Origin of the sequence: Peredibacter sp. HCB2-198, from assembly GCF_045999315.1 — a bacterium.
Classification (GTDB): domain Bacteria; phylum Bdellovibrionota; class Bacteriovoracia; order Bacteriovoracales; family Bacteriovoracaceae; genus Peredibacter.
This window is the reverse complement of record NZ_CP174607.1, coordinates 2,238,078-2,259,483: the sequence shown is the minus strand read 5'-3', so window position 1 is coordinate 2,259,483 and position 21,406 is coordinate 2,238,078. Positions and strand designations below refer to the sequence as shown.

Below are 21,406 nucleotides of genomic sequence, written 5' to 3'. Positions count from 1 at the left end.
TTTTTGAAGATTGTTTAGGTCTCCTGAATTTGCCATAACTCTCCCGCAAACCCCAGGAGGCCTTTATGAAAACTCTCACTCTCGGAACTCTAACTCTCATTTCTGTTTCTTTCGCTCACGCCAACACTTCCCCTCTCTTACTAGACGCCGCTTGCAGCTACACCTGCACTTACACTGTAGAAAGATGTTATGAAGGTTGCTATGAGATGGGATCATCAAAGAAAAAGTACGTCGACTATCGTGGACTCACTCTTGAGGCCATTGAAAGTGTGAAGTACTCAGACGAGCTTAAAAAAGTATGTCTCCAAAATTTACCGGAGATGACTCAATGGGATGCTGATGCAAAGTTCAGCAGAATTGAAGATTTTAAATGTGAGTACTTTAAGCACTAAGCATCTTTAGCAACACAACGGACTGAGGCACCGTCTTTAAGATCGCCGACGTCCGTTTTCTCTTCCGATCCGTCCCACAAGTACACACTTGCAGGGACCGCACGTCTTCTATACTTTCTTTTTCTCTTAACGGGAGTCGATGACCAGAACCAATGATTCATACTTGGAAGCGCTTCTTTCATTCCATTCGCAGCGGCCGTCTCATATTCTCGGATTGAGGGCAAGCGCCACTTTAATGATCCTAGGATTTCATATCCTGAAACTTCATCATCGCAGGCCTTTTGAGATCCATAGTGATTAAAATCTGTAGGGACTCTACTGCCCCAAATGAGCTTTGATTTTGTGTCCTTGTAGAACTCAACACCCTTTTCAGTAGCGGCCACTAAAACGAAGTTGCCTTTCGTCTGATTACAGTCCTTGATTCGCTCTTCAATGGTTCCTTGAAGGCCACAAGGTTTCGCTAAAGCTGTTGAAATGATAAGGAATGGTAATAGGTATAAGTATCGCATAATGGATATATCGGACGACTTAGAGAAATGTTGAGTGCCTGACACTTTTGCTACGACTTAAGTATAAGGCCTCAGCAACACCTGAAAGTGTTTTTTAAGGTGGGCCTCAATGTTGTACTCACTTAAGAAAGAGAACTGAAAAATGGCCCCTTGAACCAGGGCCTCCATGGTTTTTGCAAGTTCCTTAGCATCCTCAATGTTCTTCAGCTCGCCATTCTCGAGCGCTTCAGATACCAATCGAAAAAAAATCCCTCGGGTAATTTCAAAGTAGGCCGCCACTTTCTTTTTCGAGCTTGGATGACGGGCCTCTGTGCCCAGCCAAGTCACATGCTCTCCTAGCCTTTTAGAGTTTACACTTAATGCAATGACCTTCAAAAAATCAAAAATTCCAATAAGGCCATGTAGCTTGTCTGAATTAATTTGAGATAAATTTTTGTCCCACTTCTGATTACGGGCAAGAAGCGCCAATCTTTTTTTTGTTTTAAATCTTTTCACCATGGCAGCGGGAGAAAGTCCAACGGCCTTCCCTACTTGCTCAAAAGTAAATGAATCAAAACCTTCCTTTGAGATGACCTCAAACGCTAGTTCCAACACTTCATAATCACTCATCTTTTTTGTTCTTGCCATAGAGCTTTATAGTAAATGGGCATTTACTTATAATCAAGTCACAGGAGGTGTGTATGAGTTTTTTTGATTACACAGATGGAGAAACAACTTTCGAGGGATATATTTCTGTCCCTAAAGACAATTCAAAAAACAAATTTCCATGTGTTTTAGTAGGACATGCATGGAGTGGCCCGAGTGAGCATTTCTATAAGATCGCGGATGATTTAGCGAAACAAGGATATGTAGGTCTTGCTTTTGATGTTTATGGGAAAGGCAAACGAGGCCCGGTAGATGGAGATAATAGTCACTTGATGAATCCTCTTCTTGAGGACAGGAGGCTCCTCCGAAAACGTCTTTTAACCGCTTTTAACGAGGCCAAGAAGCATCCACAGGTCCTCTCCAATCAAATCGCCGTTATGGGACATTGTTTTGGAGGTCTATGCGCTTTAGATCTTGCTCGTGCCAACCCTGAAGGCCTTAAAGGTGCCATAAGTATTCATGGACTATTAAATTCACCAAATTTGGAAGAAACACAAATCCATTCAAGTGTGCTTGTTCTTCACGGTTGGGAAGACCCAATGGTGAGCACTGAAAGTATTCTTGAATTCACCAAAGAGATGAATCGCACAAATGCGGACTGGCAAATTCATGCTTATGGGCATGCAATGCATGCCTTTACTTTGGAAGGTGCAAACATTCCAGAACTTGGTATCAAGTACAATGAAAAGGCACATAAAAGATCACTCTCAACTATTGCAAAATTTTTGAGTGAAATTTTTTAGTCCTTACTGTGCTCAACCTTGTTACCAAAGTTATAGATTTTGGTTCCGAGTTTTGCGGCACCCATTTTGGTGACCATTTCACCAACTCGTTCAATGGCATCACCAACAGTGTGCATGAATGAACCTTTTGATGTACTTTTCATAGGGCCCTCCTTCTATGCTTTTCTTCTCTTAAAGTATTGTATCTCACGTTCATGCTGGAGGGCCTCTTCTTTTGAGTTAAAAGTACCTAAGTTTCGTCTATGCCCTGTCTTTGGATTCACACTTCGTGAGTAAATGCGGTATTCACCTGACTTCAATTTTCTAATCATAAATACCTCCAAAAATGGTGTTGCAAGTGAGACGCCAAACTTGGCTAATTGAGTAAAATAGTGTAAAAAATAATATGCTCACAACTTACACTTTGTTGCTATTCCTGATCTCTTTTGGAGCAAGTGCGCTAGGAGGAATTTTAGGAATGGCCAGTGGGATTTTCATTGTTCCACTTCTCACTCTTTTTTGTAATCTTGATATTCAAACAGCAATTACTGCAAGTCTTATATCGGTCATTGCATGCTCTTGTGCTGGAGCAGGTGCCTATCTTAAGGCCAAGCTTACGAACTTTCGTCTTGCGATGATTTTGGAAATTTCCACGACTCTAGGGGCCCTCACTGGTGTTTTATTAATGGGAACGATTTCGAACACGTTCTTATCTTTTCTTTTTTGTGCGACTTTATTTATTTCTGCTTTTCAAATGTTTCTCAAACGCAAAGAAACAGTTGTATCAACTGCAAGTCCAGAAAGCTGGGGAGAGCGTCTTGCTTTAGGTGGAGAATATGTTGACTCTCACCAAGGTGCTGTTCGCTATTCAGTTCACAATCTTCCTCTAGGAATGTTTCTGATGTATCTTGCGGGAGTTCTCTCCGCTCTCCTAGGGATTGGGAGTGGTGTTTTAAAAATCCCGGCCATGGATTCTGCCCTAAGACTTCCTATTAAAGTTTCTTCTGCCACATCTAACTTCATGATTGGAGTGACCGCCGCGGCCAGTGCTGGGGCCTATTTTATTAAAGGTGCCATTGTTCCGGAAATTACCGGACCAGTTGTTGTAGGTTCTGTGGTTGGGGCCCTTGTGGGCGCAAAAATTCTTATTTCTACTTCTAGCGAAAAACTAAGAATGAGTTTTGTTTTAATTCTGATTGTCTTTGGAGTTCAGATGCTCTTTAAAACTTTTAAGGGGCTTTAATGGCACAGATTGAAAAGAACTTAGAAAATCTTCTCCAATACGGAACTTGGTCTGCCACCTTTCTGACAACAATTGGAGTCTTAATTTCATCAAACTCAACGATCAATTGCGGGATTGGATTATTTATTTTAATTCCAGTCGGACGAGTGCTTGGACTTATACTGAGCTTTCTCAAAGAAAAAGATTTTAAGATGGTCTCTGCGGGTCTTCTCGTGATGAGTATCATTGTTCTGAGCTTCTTAGTTGGTGGGCACTAAAATCACTAATAAGATTCCCTTTATTAATTCTCAACGATGACCAAAGAAACAAAGCACTAAGTAAGTCATGCGGCCCATTGTTGCGTGTTAACACTTATTGCCAGTGTCCTGCCTCATTCAAATGCTTTGCATGTAAAGTATCTTTAATACTGGAGACAAAGTAGTGAAGGAAATAAGCGCAGAACAATTCAAACAAATCGCTGAGGCCATTCCACACATTGTGTGGACGTCGGATCCAAAGGGTGACATCAATTTTGTCTCTAAGCAATCCGTTGATTTTTCCGGAGCAAATCAAGAAGAACAACTTGGCAAAAAATGGCTCAATTTTGTTCATCCCGATGATCGCCAAAATGCTTGTGATATTTGGTTGGATGCTGTCAAAAGCGGTCACATCTTTGATATGGAATATCGCTTGAGACGTCACGATGGCATCTATCGTTGGTTTAAGGCCTGTGCCGTACCAATTAGAAACTCAATTGGGGAGATAACAAATTGGTTTGGAACTTGTACTGACATCAATGACTCTAAACAGGCCCAGATGCAGTATGAGAAAAACATTGATATATCACCTGCTCTCTTATGGGTCACAGATGCCAATGGGAAAAATATTTATCTGAACAAACAGTGGTTTGAAATCACTGGTCAAAAACCAGAAGATGGACATGCCCATGGCTGGTTAGAAATGATTCATCCAGAAGACATTGATAATCTAAGGACACAGTTTGAGGACACGCTTAAACGACAAGACAAATTCAGATTTGAGTATCGAGTCCGACAAAAGGACGGGACTTATCGTTGGTCCATTGATTTAGCCAATCCCCTTTTTGACGAAGAAGGAAATTTTCAGGGCCATTCAGGTGCTGTGTTTGATATTCAAGATCAGAAAGATGCCATAGAACTTCTCCAAAACTTCTGGAATCTTCCGGGCCACATGCTGGCCATCTCTGATGTAAAATCAAATAATTTTTTGGAACTCAGTCCTGCTTGGGAAGAAACACTTGGATATCCACTGGAAGAATTGAAATCTCGTCCTTGGATGGATTTCGTTCACCCCGATGATGTAGATGAGGCCTTTGAGCAAGGAAAGAAATTACTCGTGGGAGAAAAGCTCATTGGATTTGAGATTCGTTATCGGAAGAAAAATGGCGAATGGATTTGGCTATCCTGGACCGTATATCCAGTTGGAGAAAAGCTTTATAGCCGGGTCTCAGACGTTACAGAAAAAAAACTTGCGACTGAGCGCCTGAGAGAAAGTGAGAAGAGATTCCGCTTTTATACAGAGGCCATGCCGCAAATGGTGTTCATTGCTGATCCTAAGGGAAATATTAAATTTTTCAACCGACGTCACTATGACTACTTTGGGGTGGATCCTGAAGTAGATGAAGGTTGGAGATGGACCGAACAACAAATATTGCATCCAGATGATATCAATCGAACCATAATGACCTGGCAAAATTCGCTTCGAACTGGTGAGCCTTATCAAATTGAATATCGCTTAAAACGTCATGACGGAATCTATCGCTGGCATCTTGGTCTTGCCATTCCTATTCGAAATGAGGATGGAACGATTAAAGAATGGCTCGGGACAAACACCGACATTCATGATGCAAAAATGGCCTCAGAAGAACTTAAAGGTCTGACTCAAAAACTAAAGATGGCCCTTCAAAGTCGAGATGAATTTATTTCCATTGCCAGTCATGAATTAAAGACACCAATTACTTCAATAAAACTTAAAAACCAAATGCAGCTTCGTGCTTTAGCACAAAAAACACCCCAGGCCCTAAATCCAGAGAGGATCCAAAATTTGGCCCATGAAACTGATCTTCAGATTTCTCGTTTAGCACGTCTGGTGGATGATATGTTAGACGTCTCAAAAATTCGTCTTGGCCAGTTTGCTTTAAATAGAGAAAGAGTCAAAATCTCTGAGCTTGTTCAACATGTGATCAAATACATGAAGCCAGAGTTTCAAGAAAACGACTGCCCTGTTCCTGAATTAAATATCATTCAAGATGCCGAAGGGAATTGGGACAAAATTCGGATAGAACAAATCATCCAGAATATTTTATCTAATGGGATTAAGTATACAGAAGGTAAAAGACTCCTCATTACAATCAATGTTGAAGACAAACTCGCTTCGGTTGCTATCAAGGACCAAGGTCCAGGAATATCCGAAGAGCTTAAAGAGAGAATTTTTGATCGGTTCGAACGTGGAGTAAAGGCCAGTGAGATTAGCGGTATGGGTCTGGGACTGTTTATTTCTCAACAAATCGCGCTCGCACATCATGGGAAGATCACAGTGGACAGTAAGAAGGGTGAAGGATGTGTTTTTACCTTGTATCTGCCTATCAGTGAGTAGGCCTTCTACCGCGAAGTCACCGGCAGATTCCTGCACGCCTCGGTCTTCTCATTCCAACATTGTTGGCACTTATCCAAAGACGAACCTTTGATCGCATTGGTTTTAACAGCCATTGTTGAGTTGAAAGTCACTTCACTCGCCTCAGTCTTAATCTCTAATTCCCAAATCTTTTTGCAGTCCTCGAGTCTAATAACGGCCGTGTACTCGAGTTTATCTCGAAAAGCGTCCACAAATAAGAGATCGTGATCTTTAAATTTTTTGATAGACCTCACATTTGGATATTCAATCTCACATTCAGTTTTCTTTTTCGTATTGATGATTTTGTTCGGAACATCTTCCCCATTCCAAACAAGATAGTCTCCGAGCTGGGCCCAATCATAGTTAAACTCAACGATCTCATCTTTGATCTTCTTCTTAAAGATGCCGGGCCTTTCGAACTTAATCTCTTCCATGGCCTTACAACTCAGCTCTGGGTCCTTTGGGGCCGGCTTTGTTACTGTGACTGCAGTCGCGAGAAGAAGGGTGGTAATCATAAATTGATTATAGCAGCTAAAAGAAGGGCCACTGGGTTTTATAATTGACCATTACAGACAGCTTCTATATATAAAAATAATCATTTAGGAATTTTTTGAAGTGTCCGACAAGCAGCCTATGAATACAAACACAGCATTTTTAAAAAAGACAACTTGGTTATCCGTTAAGCGTCCTTCGAAGGGTTCAGCACAAAAATCTTAGTCTGCTTGTCCGTGTGATAAGTAAGAAAGATAAAGTCTTCGCTGATAAGATCTGGATGAGTGACTTTACCTGTCCTCACTAATTCACTGATCTTCATCGCCTCTGCTTCGGTCGAACAATAAACCAAATACTTTCGATGCTTCTCCACCGGTACTGGGAACAGATAGATTTTTCCGTCGATCTTTCCCTGTCTTAGTTCACGCATTTAAGATAATCCAATCCACCCTTAATTGCCGCCACTTGGGCATCATTGCAAATAGCATCCGTGACTTTCGGACTATCAGGATAAACTTCAGTCGTCGTTGTATACTTTGCGCTTGAGAAGCCAGCACACAGTGAAAGGGCCTTAAGTGGATAATTAATCACACCCTCTTGCTGAAGTGGCTCACCAATGATGTTTCCATTCTCATCGGCCGGAGCAATATGTGTGACCTTTCTTACTGAATCAATGATCGCCTTCTGAAAATCAAAGCAAGGATTCTCCGTATCACCTACTCCATAGAAACCATCAGGAATTTCAGTCCAAGGTTCTGGCTCTTTACCGTCTCTCGCCGCTTTGGCCGGACGGAAGACAGAATTATCCGTGTCAGTTGTCTCATGGAGATCAAAGTGAGCGTAAATATCGTTAATGTACGGTTCCATTGCCTTCAAAAACAAAACGCATTCTTCGGCCGGACTATTTGGAATGAATGAGCGATTTGGATCAATCGCAAGATTGTTCCAACGATTGATTGTCTCATAACCCCATGGACTGATACACGGAGTGCAGATGATATTGAAAGTATCCGTGTAGTTCTTCGCCTCTTTTTCCATAAAGGTCAGAGCACCATGAACTCCGCTGGTTTCATAGCCGTGAACGCCACCTGTAATGAGAATGGTTTTCTTATTTTTATCAAAGTTGCGAGTCTTAAGAAGAAAGACCGGATAAAGCGAAGGGTTATATGAAAGAGCACCATACTGGGTCACGTCCAAAGAAGCTTTAAGCTTCTCAATCTTGGTAAGAACTTCGTCCTTATAAGAACGCTTAATTGTTTGCTCTTTAAGCCAATTTGCTTTTTCTGCGGCTCCCCAAGGGACTAATGGTTGCTTATTCATAATTCTCCCAAATAAAATGATTATATGAATTCAAAAGTCGAAAAGTACATTAGTTCAGCAAAAAAATGGCAGCCCGAAATGGAGGCCCTCCGCGAAATCCTCCTCACCTGTCCCCTGGAAGAAGAAATCAAATGGGGCAAACCGAGCTACTCAGCTGAGGGTGGCAACATTGTTCTCATTCAAGATTTCAAAAACTATCTTGCCCTTTTATTTTTCAAGGGCGGACTCATGAAAGATCCAAAGGGTGTTCTAGTAAAGATGGGAGAGAACACACAAGTGGGTCGTCAAATGAGATTCGCTGATGTTAAAGAAGTTCAAAAACTTAAGACCACAATTAAGGCCTATATCAAAGAAGCGATAGCAATCGTGAAGTCTGGCGAGAAAGTTGAAGTAAAACCAGCGAAAGTTAAAATGGCCCCTGAACTTCAAGACCTTTTTGATAAAAAGCCGGCCCTGAAAAAGGCGTTCGAGTCTCTCACTCCAGGACGACAGAAGGCCTATCATATTTATTTCTCATCGGCCAAACAAGCGGCCACTCGCTTATCAAGAATTGAGAAATACACGAAACAAATTCTTGCGGGGAAGGGATTAAACGATTGATCCCTTCGCTCCCTGAAGCCAACTCAAGATCAAATCCTTAGCGACCTTGTTCTTTCTCGCTCTATAACCTTTCGATGGATAGACCAAATACAATGGATGGGTCGCAATCGAATATTCCTTATAAAGAAGGACAAGCTTCTTTTCTTGCAGATCCTTCTCCACCAGATAGTACGGAAGTCTTGCTACTCCCAATCCCGATAAACAGATCCAACGATTGGTCTGATAACTTGAACTCGCATAGTTCCCATGAACATCAATCGAAAAGTCCTTACTCCCCTTCTGAAACTTCCAAGTGTTCCAGCTCTTACGAAGAGAGGCCATGAGGACCGGGACTTCTTTTAGCTCATTGGGATCAATGCCTTTAATTTTATTTTTCTTCACGTACTCTGGAGTTGCAACGATCACATCTTTAATATGACCGATATATCGAGCAACAAGTTCAGGATCAGTTTCAACGATTGCTCTTAGAGCAAAATCATATCCCTCAGCGATGAGGTCCCGTTTGACATTACTCGCCTCGATTTCAACTTTAAGGTTTGGAAGCTTCTCATGAAACATTTTGATTAATGGAGGGGCCAATGAATCAGCAAGAGAACTTGGGGCGGTAATTCGAATAAGCCCACCTTCCTCATCCACAAGTTCTTTCATGGACTCAGCGGCATCGTGAGAAAGCTTCACAATGGATTCAGCGTACTGAAGAAGGTGCTTTCCTTCTTCTGTCAGATTGATCTTTCTCGTGGTTCGGAAAAAGAGTTGAGCTCTTAGAATCGTTTCAAGACGTGCCACCTGTTTTGAAAGCTGGGCCTTCGATAAATTCATTTTCTCGGCCGCTTGGGTGAATCCACCACACTTTGCGACTTCGTAAAATGCCAAAACATCAGGTAAATAAGCATTTAGAGACATTGTTTCCATATGTGAACAGTATGTCTCCAATTGTGTATTTTTGCAATTTGAGATGTGTCGTAATCTGGGTTCATCAGGAAGGAGGGAGGCAATTATGAAAATCGTAGTAGTTGGAGCAACAGGAACAATTGGTAAGAGAGTAACAGAATTTTTGTCAGAGGGTCATGAAGTGATTACAGTAGGAAAAACTTCGGGCCAATATCAGGTGGACATCGCAGACGCGAAATCTATTCGTGCTCTCTTTGAGAAAATCGGAAAATTCGATGCACTGGTTTCGGCCACTGGTGATGTGGCGTTTGTTCCTTTTCATGAATTGAATGCAGACCACTGGGAAGTGGGCATTCGGAATAAATTTATGGGACAAGTGAACTTGGTTCAAATCGGCAAAGAGTACATCAAAGATGGTGGATCATTCACACTTACTTCGGGCATTCTGACTTCCACTTTCATCGCTGGTGGAACATCGGCCACAAGTATTAATCGTGCAGTAGAAGGATTCGCTCAAGCGGCCGCGGCAGAAATTGGACGTGGAATTAGAATCAATGTGGTCTCACCGGATCTTCTTGAAGACTCGAAGGCGGCGTATGGTTCCTTCTTCCCAGGGCATTATGGTGTCGCAAGCTGCCGAGTCGCTCAGGCCTATATGAAATCGGTATTGGGAATTGAGACAGGTAGAGTCTATAAGGCCGTTAACAACGACTACTAAGCCATGTAAACTTAAATCATGAAAGAGGCCATCATGATTGTCCTGGAAAAGGACGGAAAATTTCTTCTAGGTAAACGAAGCGCTTGGAAAACAAAGGCACCAGGATACTGGTGCCCGATTTCCGGCCATATTGAACCGAATGAGACCGAAGAAGAGGCCGTCATTCGTGAAGCGCAGGAAGAACTGGGAATTGAAGTTCGTCCAACTCAAAAGATCACTTCCACTCCTACACACGATGGAAGAGTGATGCTTCATTGGTGGAAGGCCGAAATTGTGAAAGGCAATCCACAAATCAATAACAATGAGAATGAAGAGATTCGCTGGTTTTCAAAAGACGAGTTGAATACACTAAGGCCTACATTTAAAGAAGATATTGCCATCTTCCATAGTATCTAAAGATTTCGTTGCTACTTTGTATCCAACCAGGAGGACACATATGAGGGCAGCGATTAATTTTATCTCATGGGGCGTGTTTTTAATGCTCGTTTTTCACATGACTGAACACAAACAAGTAACAGAGACGAATGAAGCACCTGTAGTGAGATATGTTTATTCGGAGGGGTGATTCCCCTCCGCTTCAGATCTTAGGAATTGAATACTTTTCTTGAACTTCCCTTTCCGTCAAAGTCTCTGTCTGTTCCGAAAAATGATAATGCTTAGGCTTTTTATCAATGAAAATTTGAGAGTGAAATTTCAAATGTTCGCTATTGTCGAGAATTCCAAGTGAGATATTTGTAAAACCAGATTCTTTAACTCGATAGAACAGATGTGTTCCACATTGTTTACAGAATCCACGTTCGGCCCAGTCAGATGAATTGAAGACGCTGATAAATTCTTCGCCTGAAAATCTAAGGTCATTGCTCGTATCTACAGTGAGCGCAGGACCTCCTCCCCATCTTCTGCACATTCCGCAGTGGCAGGCGTAGAAATGATCGTTCGCATAGGTGAAGGCCACCCCAACAGAACCACAGAGACACTTACCCGTTGCTGGTTTTGGCATACATTTCTCCTGTTCAAATTATTTATGGACCTCCCCCTATCGTCAATTCGCTAAGTAGACGAAAATACATCTCTCCATGCATTATGACGCAATCATTCAATATGCAAACTTGCAGCTTTCAGCTTGTTGATTTGTGTCTCGCATTCTACGATGACTTTAAGCAGCGACAGGAAGAAAAATGGAACTCGTACAGGCCAGAGAAATCAAAGGCAAATATCAAATTCATGATGATAAAAAGCTCAATGGAGTTCACTATACTCCAAAAGAACTTGCTGATTTCACCGCCGACAGAATCCTTTCAAGCTTTAATCTAAAATCTAAAAAAGTTATTTCTATTTTTGATCCTGCCGTAGGAGATGGAGAACTTTTAAAAAGTCTTGCGCAGAAGATCTTGGCCAAGGGAATTGATGTAAAAGTCTATGGCCTTGACATTGATAAAGAGGCCATCAAATCGGCCACTAAAAGAATAAAAGAAATAAAGTCTGGTCTCGAAGTTCGTATCGAACAAAAAGATTTCACGACGAGCGACGTGAACAGTAAGTTTGACTTAGTCATTGCAAACCCTCCCTATGTTCGCACTCAAGCACTTGGCACAAAAAACACTTCATCTCTAAGTGAGCAATACTCACTGGAAGGAAGGATTGATTTATACTACGTCTTCTTGATGGGTATTCAAAAATACATGCACAGTGAATCAGTGGCCGGTTTCATTGTCTCTAATCGCTTCATGACAACAAAATCAGGGGCCCCGGTACGAAGCGGATTATTAAAAGATTATTCGTTTGCTGAAATTTATGATTTTGGTGATACAAAAATTTTTGAAGCGGCCGTCCTACCTGCAGTCTTAGTATTTAAGCTAAAAGAATCAGAACAACAAAAATCTAAATTCGCCTCAATTTATTCATCGAAATCAACTCAAACTGCTGATTGCAAAGATGTTTACACTGCAGTTCTTCAAGGCAATGGATTATACCGAATTGGTGACCAAACCTTTGAAGTAAAGAACGGTCTTTTAAGAGAAGAAAGTGATCAAAGAGTAGTATGGTCTATATCAAATGATGATACGGATGAGTGGGCCCGCAAGGTGGAAGAAAACACTTTCTGTTCATTCGGCCAAATTGGAAAAATCAGAGTTGGTGTTAAGACCACGGCCGATAAAGTATTTATTAGTAAAAACTGGAGCTCTTTATCTCCAGATCAAAGACCAGAGAAAAACATTCTAAAAAAACTGATTACTCATCACTTTGCTGAAAGATTTAAAGAGAACGAGGGAAATACAAGGGAAATTCTTTACACTCACGAATCAGTGAAGGGTAAAAAAGTCGCCATCGACTTAAGTAAATTTCCAAAGACCTGGAAATATCTTAACTCTCACAAAAAGCAGCTCCAAGCGAGAGAATACCTAATTGAGGCCGGCAGAAACTGGTATGAAATTTGGGTCCCTCAGGAGCCATCTCTCTGGTCAAAACCTAAGATCGTTTTCAGAGACATTTGTGAAAGACCAACTTTCTGGCTCGATAACAGTGGGGCCATTGTAAATGGAGACTGTTACTGGATCACTCTCAATGAGGAACAGAACGAGGAAGACATTTGGCTTGTTCTGGCAGTCGCAAATTCAAAGTTCATTGAAGATTTCTACGACCATAAGTTCAATAATAAGCTTTACTCTGGAAGAAGAAGATTCATGACTCAATACGTGGAGCAGTTTCCCATTCCAAAGCTTAATGCCAGCGAAAAGAAGAAAATCATTTCTTTAACCAAGAAGATTTTTGAAGCGAAGCCAGGCAATACTGATTCGTTGGAAGCCAATCTAGACAATTTGATTTATCAGGCCTTCGGCATTAAGGACTAAACCTTTTCAAAAAAAGATTTCGGGAGTGGTATTTGAATCTTACTGTTCTTTACCTTGCCTCCAAACTGACGGAATCGAGTGAAAAAGTCCGCTCCTGTTCCAATGGCAAAATTCTTCACCAGAAAGCCTTTTTCAGTTACTTCAGCTTCAAAGACGATGTATCTCACGTCACAATTGCGAATTTCGGTGCCTTCTAGTTTTAACAGAGTTGTCTCATCCGTAGGCAAGACAAGACCTAGATCAATGGTTGGAGATGTTTGAAGTTTTACTTCAAGAAGTTGCGAAAGAACGTCTGGGAACTGTCCATTGTCAGAAAACTCATATCCAAGCAAACGGCAGACTTCTCTATGAATGATCGTTCCTCTCACTCTGTCCTGATTGGGCCCATCATTAATAAATTCTTTGTTTATGACACTCTTTAGTCTTTTAACAATTTCTGCTGTACTCAAGATCTCCCCAGTTAATGGAGACTCTGAAGGACGTGTGGAGAACTTTTTAGGATTAGTGGCACTTAAAAATGGTTGTAACCTTTCTGAGTCAGACTTAGAGAAAATATCAGGGCATCCTACGAGTTCATTTAATCTGGCTTGATATTTATGCGTTAAGGTACCCGTTTTATCTAATACTTTTAGTTCTTCACCAATTAAAATTTTGATTTCATAAACGTGACCTTCATCATTCACCAGAACAAAGACATAGCGTCTATTTGGTAGGACTTCTTCATTCCAAATCTGGAGATTGTTTCTTTGCTGTACGATCAGATCAAAATTTTGTGACAAGAATCGAGGTTTAGTCCTCTTGAATGTTTTTGGAACTTCATATCCCAAAGCTTTACAGACTTCTTGCTTAACAAACTTTGATCGCGTTTTATTGGCCATTCCTGCTGTAGAAATACCTACAAGTGCTTCTAGAAGAAGGTAGCGTAGCTCTTCATTACTGTAAGAATGGTCTTCAACCTCCAAAGGAACATGAAGACTTAAACGGGCCTTTTCAATTTCTTTCTTTTTTAGCTTCGCACTTTTCATTTAAATGCTTATCGTGGGGAACTATCTAAAACTCAAGGTTTTCTTTCCTTCAGCAATAGTCAGATCTAATGTTCTGTGCTTGCTCTTATCTTTCAAGCTCGCAAGCCCTCGCTCCGTATGAACATTTTCAAAATATTTCTTAAGAGTTGCTTGGCATTTGAATTTATCAGAACCAAGTTTTTCACCTGGTAGTACGATATTACTTCTCTTCCCGTAATTATTAACCACGCTAACCACAAGGCCCACATCCGAGTTTTGACTACAATCAAAACGCATTTCTTTAATATCGGTCCCTTTTCCTAAGGCACGAAAACCGAACTCTCCCCAAGGCTTAACCATTTCGACTTTAAATTTACCGTGACCGTTGAAGGCGTGGGCCTTCTGCCCAACAAATGGAAGGACGAACAGTAAGCTAAGTAAGCACAGGACTTTCATGGGATTCTCCTATTTCGGGAGATATAAGCAACTCGCGTACCAGAAATTGGATTCAAAAATCGCGGAGATAGCCGTAAGATTAGTTATAGAGTTTGGCCACTGTCTAAAAAGTGAACATTATGACTAAAACAAAGACCTTTATCATCGCCGGCGACCGCATCGTAGACAATAAGGGCTCTCACACAGAGACGGAAAAAGTCCTGACGTTGGCCAAGAAGAAAGACCTCCGCATCGTTACTCTTGAAATCGTAAACCTCGCCAAGCGCTGGGAAGATAAACTACAACCACTACAGTTCAAAAGCGGAGCTTCGGCAAACGCTGCTGTAGAGAAGGCCAGAAAACTTCTCTCTTCAAAGAAGGCCGATGTCGTTGTCATTAAAGGAACTGATTACCTAAAGACCGGTTATGAGAAAGGGGCCCGCGAAGGCTTCATGAAACTCTATAATAAGAAATTCACTCCGCTCGAAGGCTACGATAAGCTTGTTCCCCTATTTCTTCGCTACCATAAACTCAGTGAGAAAGAGTTCTTCGAAATCAGAGATGCTCTCTTTGATAATTACGTGAAGACCTGGAAGAAGATTAATCCTGAAGGACATCTACCTGATGAACGCTGGTTTCAACCACTCACTAAATATTTCAGAGGCGTGGACTGCGCGAATCCTAACGTGGACTATTCAGGGCAAATCATTCTCACGAACGAAAAGATTGCGGACACTCTTAAAGTCCCCAAGAGAAAGCGTGTTCAGATTATTGGTAACGCTTTCACAAAACTCTCCGTTGATGGAATGGAATCTCTTCCAAAAATCGCTCCTTATCTGCACTTAAAACGCACTATCAACAAGGCCCTGGCAGAATCAAAGACAGATTTCAAAGCAGAGTTCCTAAAAGGTCGCGCGCTCCTGGATGCCTATACTTGCTACCCAGTAGTACCAATGGGACTTATTTATCGCCTGGGTCTCGTAAAAAATATGAGTGAGATTAAAGAGCTTTTAACAAAACATGAAGTGACTATTACTGGCGGACTAAATCTTGGAAAGGCCGCTTGGAATCTTACCTCTTTAAACTCTTTAATTGTGATGAGAGAAAGACTTATGTCTTCAAAAAAAGCACATCTAGGACTTGTTCATGGAAATGGTTCACTGGGGAACCAGCAAGGAATTACACTTCTACTTTACAAATAATAAAACAGGGCGTAATTTCGGCCCTGTTAGTCCTGATATAAGTTCATAATACGGTTGAACGTCTCTACCAACTGCCTTAAAGAGTTGACTATTGGAACTCCAAATTAAACTGGAAGTTTTTAATGGCCACTCATGCTTATCAAGCTGAATCACATTCACTTAATCAAAACCTTACCTCGGGTATTCTTTTTATCTTGATCGGTTCCTCAAGTTACGGAATGCTTTCAACGTTTGTAAAACTCGCTTACAAGCAAAACTTCACGACCGCCGAAGTGACATTCTCTCAATTTATCTGGGGCGCTCTCATTCTCACCATCTTGGATTTCTTCCTGTCAAAGAATGCGCAAAAAGCGACATCGTCTGATATCAAGAAGCTCATGATCGCAGGGATTCCGATTGCTCTTACGAGTGTGCTCTACTATCTCTCGGTTCAATATATTGATGCTTCTATTGGCGTGGTTCTTCTGATGCAATCGGTTTGGATGGGAATTATCGTTGAAGCTTTTCAAACGAAGCGCCTTCCAAGTTTAGAAAAAATCGCGGCAGTGGCCTTCATTATTTTCGGAACACTCCTCGCGACTAAAGTCCTGGGTTCCTCGAATTTATCTATTGATATCCGAGGACTGGTTCTGGGTATTCTCACCGCCATGTCATTTAGCTGGACCCTTTACTCTACAAATAGTGTCGCTTCTCATCTGGCACCTGTTAAACGCAGTAAGATCATGTTGTATGGTGGAGTGATTGTCGTTCTGCTTTTCACATTGCTTACTCAGATTGGGCCACATTACTTGAATCTCAACCTGGTGGGTGAAGAATTCATTCGCAATAAGGCCTTTGATCCAAAGATTTTTCTCACTTATGGTCTGATTGTGGCCATTTTTGGGACCGTGATCCCGCCGGTCATGCTCAACAAAGGGTTTCCCATTGTTGGAGTCGGCCTCGGAAGCATCCTATCTTCGGTAGAACTACCTGTGGCCATGTGTATCGCCTTCACGTTCTTAGGTGAGGTTGTGAATCCAGTCCAATGGGTTGGAGTATTCCTGATCTTGGCAGCGATTGTTCTCATGAACTATAAGACATTTCTCAAAACATAATTTTTATTTATCGTGGGTGTATTCTTGTCACTGGCCCGCTCCAGTTGCTATGATTTCCCCTATGAAATACATCGTTCTTGCCCTCTTTTTTTCGAGCTTCGTGCACGCCCAAAACCTTTTTGAAAGTAAGGTCGCAAGCATCTTCATTTCTGAGGCCTTTATCAATGAACAGTTGGCAGGACATTTAGCGAAGTCTGATCTGGTTCAGAACCTCAAAATGAAACTCGATCCGGTTTCAAGCAAGATGCTACTTCAAGGCGATTTCCAACTTCCTCTGGATGATATGCGTGCCATTGGGATTGAACGCGATCTCGCCCGTTTTAAGTTTCAGCTGTCAATTCTTCCTAAGATCAGTCAGCATAAGCACCTGATCCTTGAGTTCCCTCTTTCTGAAACTTATTTCTATCAAGCGAATTCTAGGAATCCAAAACGTGACCGCGTGGTAATTCCGGTTCAGCTTCTGTCTCTTGGTCTTGCGGCCACTCGTGGATATCTCGCAGCTCTTTCCGGTGACTTCTCTACTTTTGATCGCAAGATCGCAAAGTATAAAGCTCTTCTAAAAGTCGCTAATTCTTCTATCGCCACTGAAAAGAACCCGGATGCTCTGGCCGTTTTAAAAAGCGGGAAGAAGTCTTTAGAACTTCAAATTGCTTCAACTGAACTAGAACGTGAGAACTTCGGTCGTACTGCCAAGGCCCTCAACAGTATCTTTGCTTTCTCGAGTGAGAAAGACTTCAACCTCAACAATGAGATTCAGGCCACTGGCAACACTCTTATGCTGAAGCTTAAACTCAGTAAACTTGTGCCATACCTTAAAGACATTGAACTAAGTGGAATTCGCGTCGGAAATAATAATCCAGACAATAGTGGTGAAAACTTTTTGGTCTTCGACATCAATACAATGGTGACTGAAGCTCCCCCGGCAGTTAAGAAAACTCCTCGTAAACCTATTCATTATAAAATCCCCCCTTCTCTCATGATTCGTCTGAGCCAAGACTTGTTTACCAGCAAGATGATGCTCGAAAAAGAAAAAGCAAAGATCGGTGACTCTATTAAAGATTTTAAAATCCGTTTTAAGAATGGGGGAATTCACGTCACCGGCAAGATTAGTAAACTCTTCTGGGACATTCCCTTTGAAGGTCTGGTGGATTTTACTTCAACCGATCCTGATATTTTTGAAGTACGCCTTCGTCAGTTAGAAGTGATGAATGTAGATCTTAAATTTCTGACTCCAGTGGTCCTTACGGCCGTAAAAAGTCGTTTAAAGAACGCCCTGAGTGGAATTGCGACTTATAAGTACCTTGGTAACAAAGATCACAGTCGAGTTCTTCAAGTAAAAATCAAACCAGAAAAACTAATTCCAGCACTTCCGAATTTCCATCTTGTTGGTGTCGATGTTCGTGATCGTAACTTCATGCTGAAAATTGGTCGCATTCAATAGAGAGACATATGAACAAAGCTTATCGTAGAAGTCTTAACACCCTAATGGAATATTTTGATCTAGGACCAACTGTGGCCCTATCCATTATTCTCGTCTCGAGTGCCATTATCTTCACCGGGATTGTGTTCTTCGTACGGAGCGCTCCTCCTACTGAACTTACTTTCATTTCCGGTCCTGAAGGAAGTATTTTTCACGGAATCGCTATGAAATATCAGAAGGCCCTTGGAAAGAACGGTATCAAAGTTAATGTCCTTCCTTCAAATGGCTCTCTCGATAACCTGAACCGTATCTACGAGAAAGACACTAAGATTGATCTTGCGCTTGTTCAAAGCGGGTCTGAGGAAGACGGCAAGAAATACAGACGTCTTATTTCTCTTGGTGGAATTAGCCACCAGCCTCTTTTCTTTTTCTACCGTGGTAAGCCGATTGAGCGCATGTATGAGATGAAAGGTAAAACGATTGCGATTAGCTCCGAAGGTTCTGGTGCTCGTAAACTTGCGCTCAAGATTTTAAAACTCAATGGAATCACTGAAGGTCCAAACCTCGTAACCTTAGAAGGCGAAGAAGTCAGCAAGGCACTACTTGGGAAGAAAATCGACGGCGCTTTCCTGATGGGAGAAGACGCCTCTCTTGATGTTCTGAGAAAGCTTATGAACTCTGACGACATTAGACTCATGAACTTTAAGAACGCCAACGCTTATATTCGTAAGATTGATATCCTTCACAAGTTAGAAGTTCCAGAAGGGGTTCTAAACTTTGAGAAGAACATTCCTTCTGAGAATATAACTCTCATTGGACCTATGGTTGAACTTATTGCCACTAAGGATCTTCACCCTGCTCTATCTGATATGATTTTAGATGCGGCAATGGATATTCATGGAAATGCGGGAGTCTTCAAAAAGCGTAATGAGTTTCCCGTGGCGGCCGAGAATAAAATTCCATTAAGTGATGACGCTCATCGCTTCTATAAGTCTGGTAAGGGCTTCCTCTATCGCTACCTTCCATTCTGGATGGCAAGTCTCCTGAATCGAATCCTTATTTCTTTCCTACCAATGCTGATCTTACTTGTTCCGGCCGTACGTAGTATTCCGGCGATCTTCCGTTGGTTTGGTAATCTTCGTATCCGCAGACGTTACCGTGCGCTTCTGAAACTCGAAGAGAAGTTTATGTACGAGAACGATGTGGAAAAACTAAAAGCGCTTTATGAGCAGTTTGAAAACATTGAAAAAGAAGTTCAGCGTATGAAGGTTAAAGCGATTCTCGCAGATCAGTTTTATATGCTTCGCTCGCATATTGAGTATGTGAGAAGGTTAATGGTCTCAAAGATGGGGGCCTAATACTAAGGCCCTCTATCACGGGCCTTCTATAAGAATGTAAACTCCAGCATTTTTACGACAGTCTCTGCAGGAATTTTCTGGCTACAGGCGCCTTCAATTATTTCTGGATTCATTTCTTCTTTTAACTGTTTCATAAATTCTAGAAAATGCTCCCTCACCTTTCCTGTAAGCTTCTCTTCACTTTCCTCAGTGAGGAAGGCGACCGCCAAATTGATGATGTCCCCTCGATGTTTTTTCCACTCTTTCGAATCGCCGCCCCTCTCCTTAATTTCCAGATAGGCCTTGGCCTTAAATGGAATAAGGGCCTTCTCATTCAATATATAGATGCCATCTTTCTCAACTGCATTTTTTCTTATGATCGCATAATACTCGTCATCCAAAAGAATAGCTGAGAGTGATTCAATTCCCGCTTCATTTACAACAGGAACTATATGTTGACCTTCGTTTAAATCTAAATCTCCTTCAGCTGTTGCGAACAACTCGATCATAACAGGGAACTCATCCTGTTTAGGTTTTTGAAAGCGATAGAAAGTGGATTGTCCTTTATTTCCTTTCTGAATTTCATAATCACCAAGCTTTATATAAGCTTTAATGGCATTCAAAAATTCAGAGTTTGGCTTCATTATTAAAACAATGTCTAAATCTTTTGTTGGTCTTACTCTTGGTGCCCCAACTTCATCAAGAAGAAGATAGGTAGCTACTCCTCCAACTAGAATAAAATTCTCCGAGTATGCCCTGAAATAATCTTTAAAGTGATCTAGACCTTTAACCATAACTAGATTTCCAATTTATGCTTTTTGAGTAGTTTACTTAACTCTATTTGCACCCTCTCATCCTTGATGTCTTTCAATACCAAGTAAGCATCAATAACATTGATACACTCATTCTCTTGTAATGTAGTGGGCCTATCCCACAATTCAATACGGGCCTTTGCAAATTCTTCAAGCACTGGTTCTGTATTCGTAAATTTCTTCTTAAAAGCTCTCTTGTCAGAAGCAAAAGTAAAGACTTCATCTTCTGCCAGCATCGTTTGCTTTGACAAGGCCGAGATACCAGACAGGGGCAGAGCTTTCGGAACTTTATCTATAAAAATGACCTCTTTGACTGGCGAATTTATGTTCTTTTTAAGATAGTTCCAAAGCTCAGAACGATCTTTAAACTGAATTTTCTTTACGACTCCAACCTTAATCTCAGAACACAATTCATTTTCTAGAAGTGGTTCAATGGCTCTTCCTGCTGACATCTTTGTTGTTTTAAAGAGTGTCGCAATTTCAACCTTACTTTTACCAGTTAGATCGCCCAAAAGAATTTCTCTAATAAGCATATTTACTGACATTCCAGAAAGTTGAGTTATGGGATTTGCCTTTACGACCTCTGCTCTTATTGAAACGTTCAAGGAAGGTAAATGAACCTGCTTATCCTCTATAACAAAGTTCAGCTCGTTCTCAATCATCCGTTGAACCTTATTAAAATGAAGTTCCTTCAGATACCAGATTTGAGGGTAATTGATACTGGCCTTTAGTATTTTACTGTGTTTCTTAAAGTCTTTCGGCCCAAGCCCCTTATCTTTAACTCTGATAACCAAAAAAGGTTGCTCAAAAATATCTAGCTCTTCAAAGTCATAGAGTCCTTGGTAAAATGCAGGAAGACTTTTGAGCCTCACTGACTTCCCTTCAACCTTAAGACTTGGCAGATACTTATTAATAGTTTTTTCGGCTATACTTCTCATGCACCTACTGTAACACAAAAAACGTGATTGTAACAAATATATGTTACGATCACGTTTTCACGTTACAAGCTAGTAAATTCAGATGATTAGTTGACAATCCCTGAGGCCCTTACTAAGGTAGCTTTGCTACCTTAGTAAGGGCCTGGATT

General features: G+C 41.3%; 26 protein-coding genes and 1 riboswitch. Of the genes, 13 read left to right on the top strand and 13 right to left on the bottom strand.

The annotated features are described in order from the left end of the window. Positions 1–65 precede the first annotated feature (65 nt). Complete coding sequence (locus tag ACJVC5_RS11210) at positions 66–392, top strand: hypothetical protein (protein WP_408095600.1); 327 nt, start codon at positions 66–68, stop codon at positions 390–392. On the opposite strand, the gene ACJVC5_RS11205 is transcribed toward ACJVC5_RS11210, so the two are convergent. Both ACJVC5_RS11205 and ACJVC5_RS11200 read right to left on the bottom strand, forming a co-directional pair. After that, positions 389–901, bottom strand: coding sequence for a hypothetical protein (locus tag ACJVC5_RS11205; protein ID WP_408095599.1), 513 nt, complete (start codon positions 899–901; stop codon positions 389–391). The two genes, ACJVC5_RS11210 and ACJVC5_RS11205, sit on opposite strands and share 4 nt — an antisense overlap. A 57-nt stretch (positions 902–958) precedes the next feature. After that, positions 959–1,528: a TetR/AcrR family transcriptional regulator gene (locus ACJVC5_RS11200; RefSeq protein WP_408095598.1), complete on the bottom strand. Its 570-nt coding sequence runs from the start codon at positions 1,526–1,528 to the stop codon at positions 959–961. Positions 1,529–1,581: 53 nt separating this feature from the next. Here ACJVC5_RS11200 and ACJVC5_RS11195 point away from each other — a divergent pair, with 53 nt between their 5' ends. Continuing rightward, positions 1,582–2,289: a dienelactone hydrolase family protein gene (locus ACJVC5_RS11195; protein ID WP_408095597.1), complete on the top strand. Its 708-nt coding sequence runs from the start codon at positions 1,582–1,584 to the stop codon at positions 2,287–2,289. Here the strand turns inward: ACJVC5_RS11195 and ACJVC5_RS11190 are convergent. Both ACJVC5_RS11190 and ACJVC5_RS11185 read right to left on the bottom strand, forming a co-directional pair. Next, a complete protein-coding gene (locus ACJVC5_RS11190) occupies positions 2,286–2,432 on the bottom strand; it encodes a hypothetical protein (protein WP_408095596.1) in 147 nt (48 codons plus the stop codon). The two genes, ACJVC5_RS11195 and ACJVC5_RS11190, sit on opposite strands and share 4 nt — an antisense overlap. Positions 2,433–2,444: 12 nt before the next feature. Beyond that, positions 2,445–2,600 carry a hypothetical protein gene (locus tag ACJVC5_RS11185; protein ID WP_408095595.1) on the bottom strand — a complete coding sequence of 52 codons (156 nt, stop codon included), beginning with the start codon at positions 2,598–2,600 and terminating at the stop codon, positions 2,445–2,447. 74 nt (positions 2,601–2,674) lie between these two features. Here ACJVC5_RS11185 and ACJVC5_RS11180 point away from each other — a divergent pair, with 74 nt between their 5' ends. The 3 genes from ACJVC5_RS11180 (at position 2,675) to ACJVC5_RS11170 (ending at position 6,124) form a co-directional block, all read left to right on the top strand. Beyond that, positions 2,675–3,511 carry a sulfite exporter TauE/SafE family protein gene (locus tag ACJVC5_RS11180; protein ID WP_408095594.1) on the top strand — a complete coding sequence of 279 codons (837 nt, stop codon included), beginning with the start codon at positions 2,675–2,677 and terminating at the stop codon, positions 3,509–3,511. After that, positions 3,511–3,768 carry a DUF1634 domain-containing protein gene (locus ACJVC5_RS11175; RefSeq protein WP_408095593.1) on the top strand — a complete coding sequence of 86 codons (258 nt, stop codon included), beginning with the start codon at positions 3,511–3,513 and terminating at the stop codon, positions 3,766–3,768. The genes ACJVC5_RS11180 and ACJVC5_RS11175 overlap by 1 nt, the downstream gene beginning before the upstream one ends. A gap of 163 nt (positions 3,769–3,931) precedes the next feature. Continuing rightward, entirely contained in the window at positions 3,932–6,124 is a 2,193-nt protein-coding gene (locus ACJVC5_RS11170) for a PAS domain-containing sensor histidine kinase (protein WP_408095592.1), read from the top strand. Positions 6,125–6,129: 5 nt separating this feature from the next. On the opposite strand, the gene ACJVC5_RS11165 is transcribed toward ACJVC5_RS11170, so the two are convergent. From ACJVC5_RS11165 to ACJVC5_RS11155, 3 genes are all read right to left on the bottom strand, one after another. Continuing rightward, positions 6,130–6,657 carry a hypothetical protein gene (locus ACJVC5_RS11165; RefSeq protein WP_408095591.1) on the bottom strand — a complete coding sequence of 176 codons (528 nt, stop codon included), beginning with the start codon at positions 6,655–6,657 and terminating at the stop codon, positions 6,130–6,132. A 164-nt stretch (positions 6,658–6,821) separates the two neighbouring features. Beyond that, complete coding sequence (locus ACJVC5_RS11160) at positions 6,822–7,064, bottom strand: hypothetical protein (RefSeq protein ID WP_408095590.1); 243 nt, start codon at positions 7,062–7,064, stop codon at positions 6,822–6,824. Continuing rightward, positions 7,052–7,954, bottom strand: a complete 903-nt coding sequence (locus ACJVC5_RS11155; RefSeq protein WP_408095589.1) for a M14 family metallopeptidase — start codon at positions 7,952–7,954, stop codon at positions 7,052–7,054. Before ACJVC5_RS11155 ends, ACJVC5_RS11160 begins: the two co-directional genes overlap by 13 nt. A 24-nt stretch (positions 7,955–7,978) precedes the next feature. Here ACJVC5_RS11155 and ACJVC5_RS11150 point away from each other — a divergent pair, with 24 nt between their 5' ends. Beyond that, positions 7,979–8,554 carry a YdeI/OmpD-associated family protein gene (locus tag ACJVC5_RS11150; protein ID WP_408095588.1) on the top strand — a complete coding sequence of 192 codons (576 nt, stop codon included), beginning with the start codon at positions 7,979–7,981 and terminating at the stop codon, positions 8,552–8,554. On the opposite strand, the gene ACJVC5_RS11145 is transcribed toward ACJVC5_RS11150, so the two are convergent. After that, positions 8,543–9,466, bottom strand: coding sequence for a LysR family transcriptional regulator (locus ACJVC5_RS11145; protein WP_408095587.1), 924 nt, complete (start codon positions 9,464–9,466; stop codon positions 8,543–8,545). The two genes, ACJVC5_RS11150 and ACJVC5_RS11145, sit on opposite strands and share 12 nt — an antisense overlap. Before the next feature lie 85 nt (positions 9,467–9,551). On the opposite strand from ACJVC5_RS11145, the gene ACJVC5_RS11140 reads away from it, so the two are divergent. Next, the gene (locus tag ACJVC5_RS11140; protein ID WP_408095586.1) at positions 9,552–10,163 is read left to right on the top strand and encodes a short chain dehydrogenase; all 612 of its coding nucleotides are present in this window, start codon (positions 9,552–9,554) and stop codon (positions 10,161–10,163) included. A gap of 18 nt (positions 10,164–10,181) precedes the next feature. Continuing rightward, positions 10,182–10,559 carry an NUDIX hydrolase gene (locus ACJVC5_RS11135; RefSeq protein WP_408095585.1) on the top strand — a complete coding sequence of 126 codons (378 nt, stop codon included), beginning with the start codon at positions 10,182–10,184 and terminating at the stop codon, positions 10,557–10,559. A gap of 181 nt (positions 10,560–10,740) precedes the next feature. On the opposite strand, the gene ACJVC5_RS11130 is transcribed toward ACJVC5_RS11135, so the two are convergent. Beyond that, positions 10,741–11,163, bottom strand: coding sequence for a GFA family protein (locus ACJVC5_RS11130; RefSeq protein WP_408095584.1), 423 nt, complete (start codon positions 11,161–11,163; stop codon positions 10,741–10,743). A 178-nt stretch (positions 11,164–11,341) separates the two neighbouring features. On the opposite strand from ACJVC5_RS11130, the gene ACJVC5_RS11125 reads away from it, so the two are divergent. Then, complete coding sequence (locus ACJVC5_RS11125; RefSeq protein WP_408095583.1) at positions 11,342–13,015, top strand: Eco57I restriction-modification methylase domain-containing protein; 1,674 nt, start codon at positions 11,342–11,344, stop codon at positions 13,013–13,015. On the opposite strand, the gene ACJVC5_RS11120 is transcribed toward ACJVC5_RS11125, so the two are convergent. Together ACJVC5_RS11120 and ACJVC5_RS11115 are read right to left on the bottom strand one after the other, a co-directional pair. Continuing rightward, positions 13,012–14,040 (bottom strand): restriction endonuclease, encoded by a 1,029-nt coding sequence (locus tag ACJVC5_RS11120; protein WP_408095582.1) that lies wholly within the window; start codon positions 14,038–14,040, stop codon positions 13,012–13,014. The genes ACJVC5_RS11125 and ACJVC5_RS11120 overlap by 4 nt on opposite strands. A 21-nt stretch (positions 14,041–14,061) precedes the next feature. Beyond that, entirely contained in the window at positions 14,062–14,475 is a 414-nt protein-coding gene (locus ACJVC5_RS11115) for a hypothetical protein (RefSeq protein ID WP_408095581.1), read from the bottom strand. A 119-nt stretch (positions 14,476–14,594) separates the two neighbouring features. Here ACJVC5_RS11115 and ACJVC5_RS11110 point away from each other — a divergent pair, with 119 nt between their 5' ends. From ACJVC5_RS11110 to ACJVC5_RS11095, 4 genes are all read left to right on the top strand, one after another. Then, a complete protein-coding gene (locus ACJVC5_RS11110) occupies positions 14,595–15,656 on the top strand; it encodes a hypothetical protein (RefSeq protein ID WP_408095580.1) in 1,062 nt (353 codons plus the stop codon). 13 nt (positions 15,657–15,669) lie between these two features. Continuing rightward, a riboswitch (purine riboswitch) is annotated at positions 15,670–15,767 on the top strand. 11 nt (positions 15,768–15,778) lie between these two features. Continuing rightward, positions 15,779–16,750: an EamA family transporter gene (locus ACJVC5_RS11105; RefSeq protein ID WP_408095579.1), complete on the top strand. Its 972-nt coding sequence runs from the start codon at positions 15,779–15,781 to the stop codon at positions 16,748–16,750. Positions 16,751–16,811: 61 nt separating this feature from the next. After that, positions 16,812–18,191, top strand: a complete 1,380-nt coding sequence (locus ACJVC5_RS11100; RefSeq protein ID WP_408095578.1) for a hypothetical protein — start codon at positions 16,812–16,814, stop codon at positions 18,189–18,191. 8 nt (positions 18,192–18,199) lie between these two features. Then, positions 18,200–19,528, top strand: a complete 1,329-nt coding sequence (locus ACJVC5_RS11095) for a TAXI family TRAP transporter solute-binding subunit (RefSeq protein WP_408095577.1) — start codon at positions 18,200–18,202, stop codon at positions 19,526–19,528. A 26-nt stretch (positions 19,529–19,554) separates the two neighbouring features. On the opposite strand, the gene ACJVC5_RS11090 is transcribed toward ACJVC5_RS11095, so the two are convergent. Further along, entirely contained in the window at positions 19,555–20,301 is a 747-nt protein-coding gene (locus ACJVC5_RS11090) for a hypothetical protein (RefSeq protein ID WP_408095576.1), read from the bottom strand. Positions 20,302–20,303: 2 nt separating this feature from the next. Next, complete coding sequence (locus ACJVC5_RS11085) at positions 20,304–21,257, bottom strand: hypothetical protein (protein WP_408095575.1); 954 nt, start codon at positions 21,255–21,257, stop codon at positions 20,304–20,306. Positions 21,258–21,406: the final 149 nt, after the last annotated feature.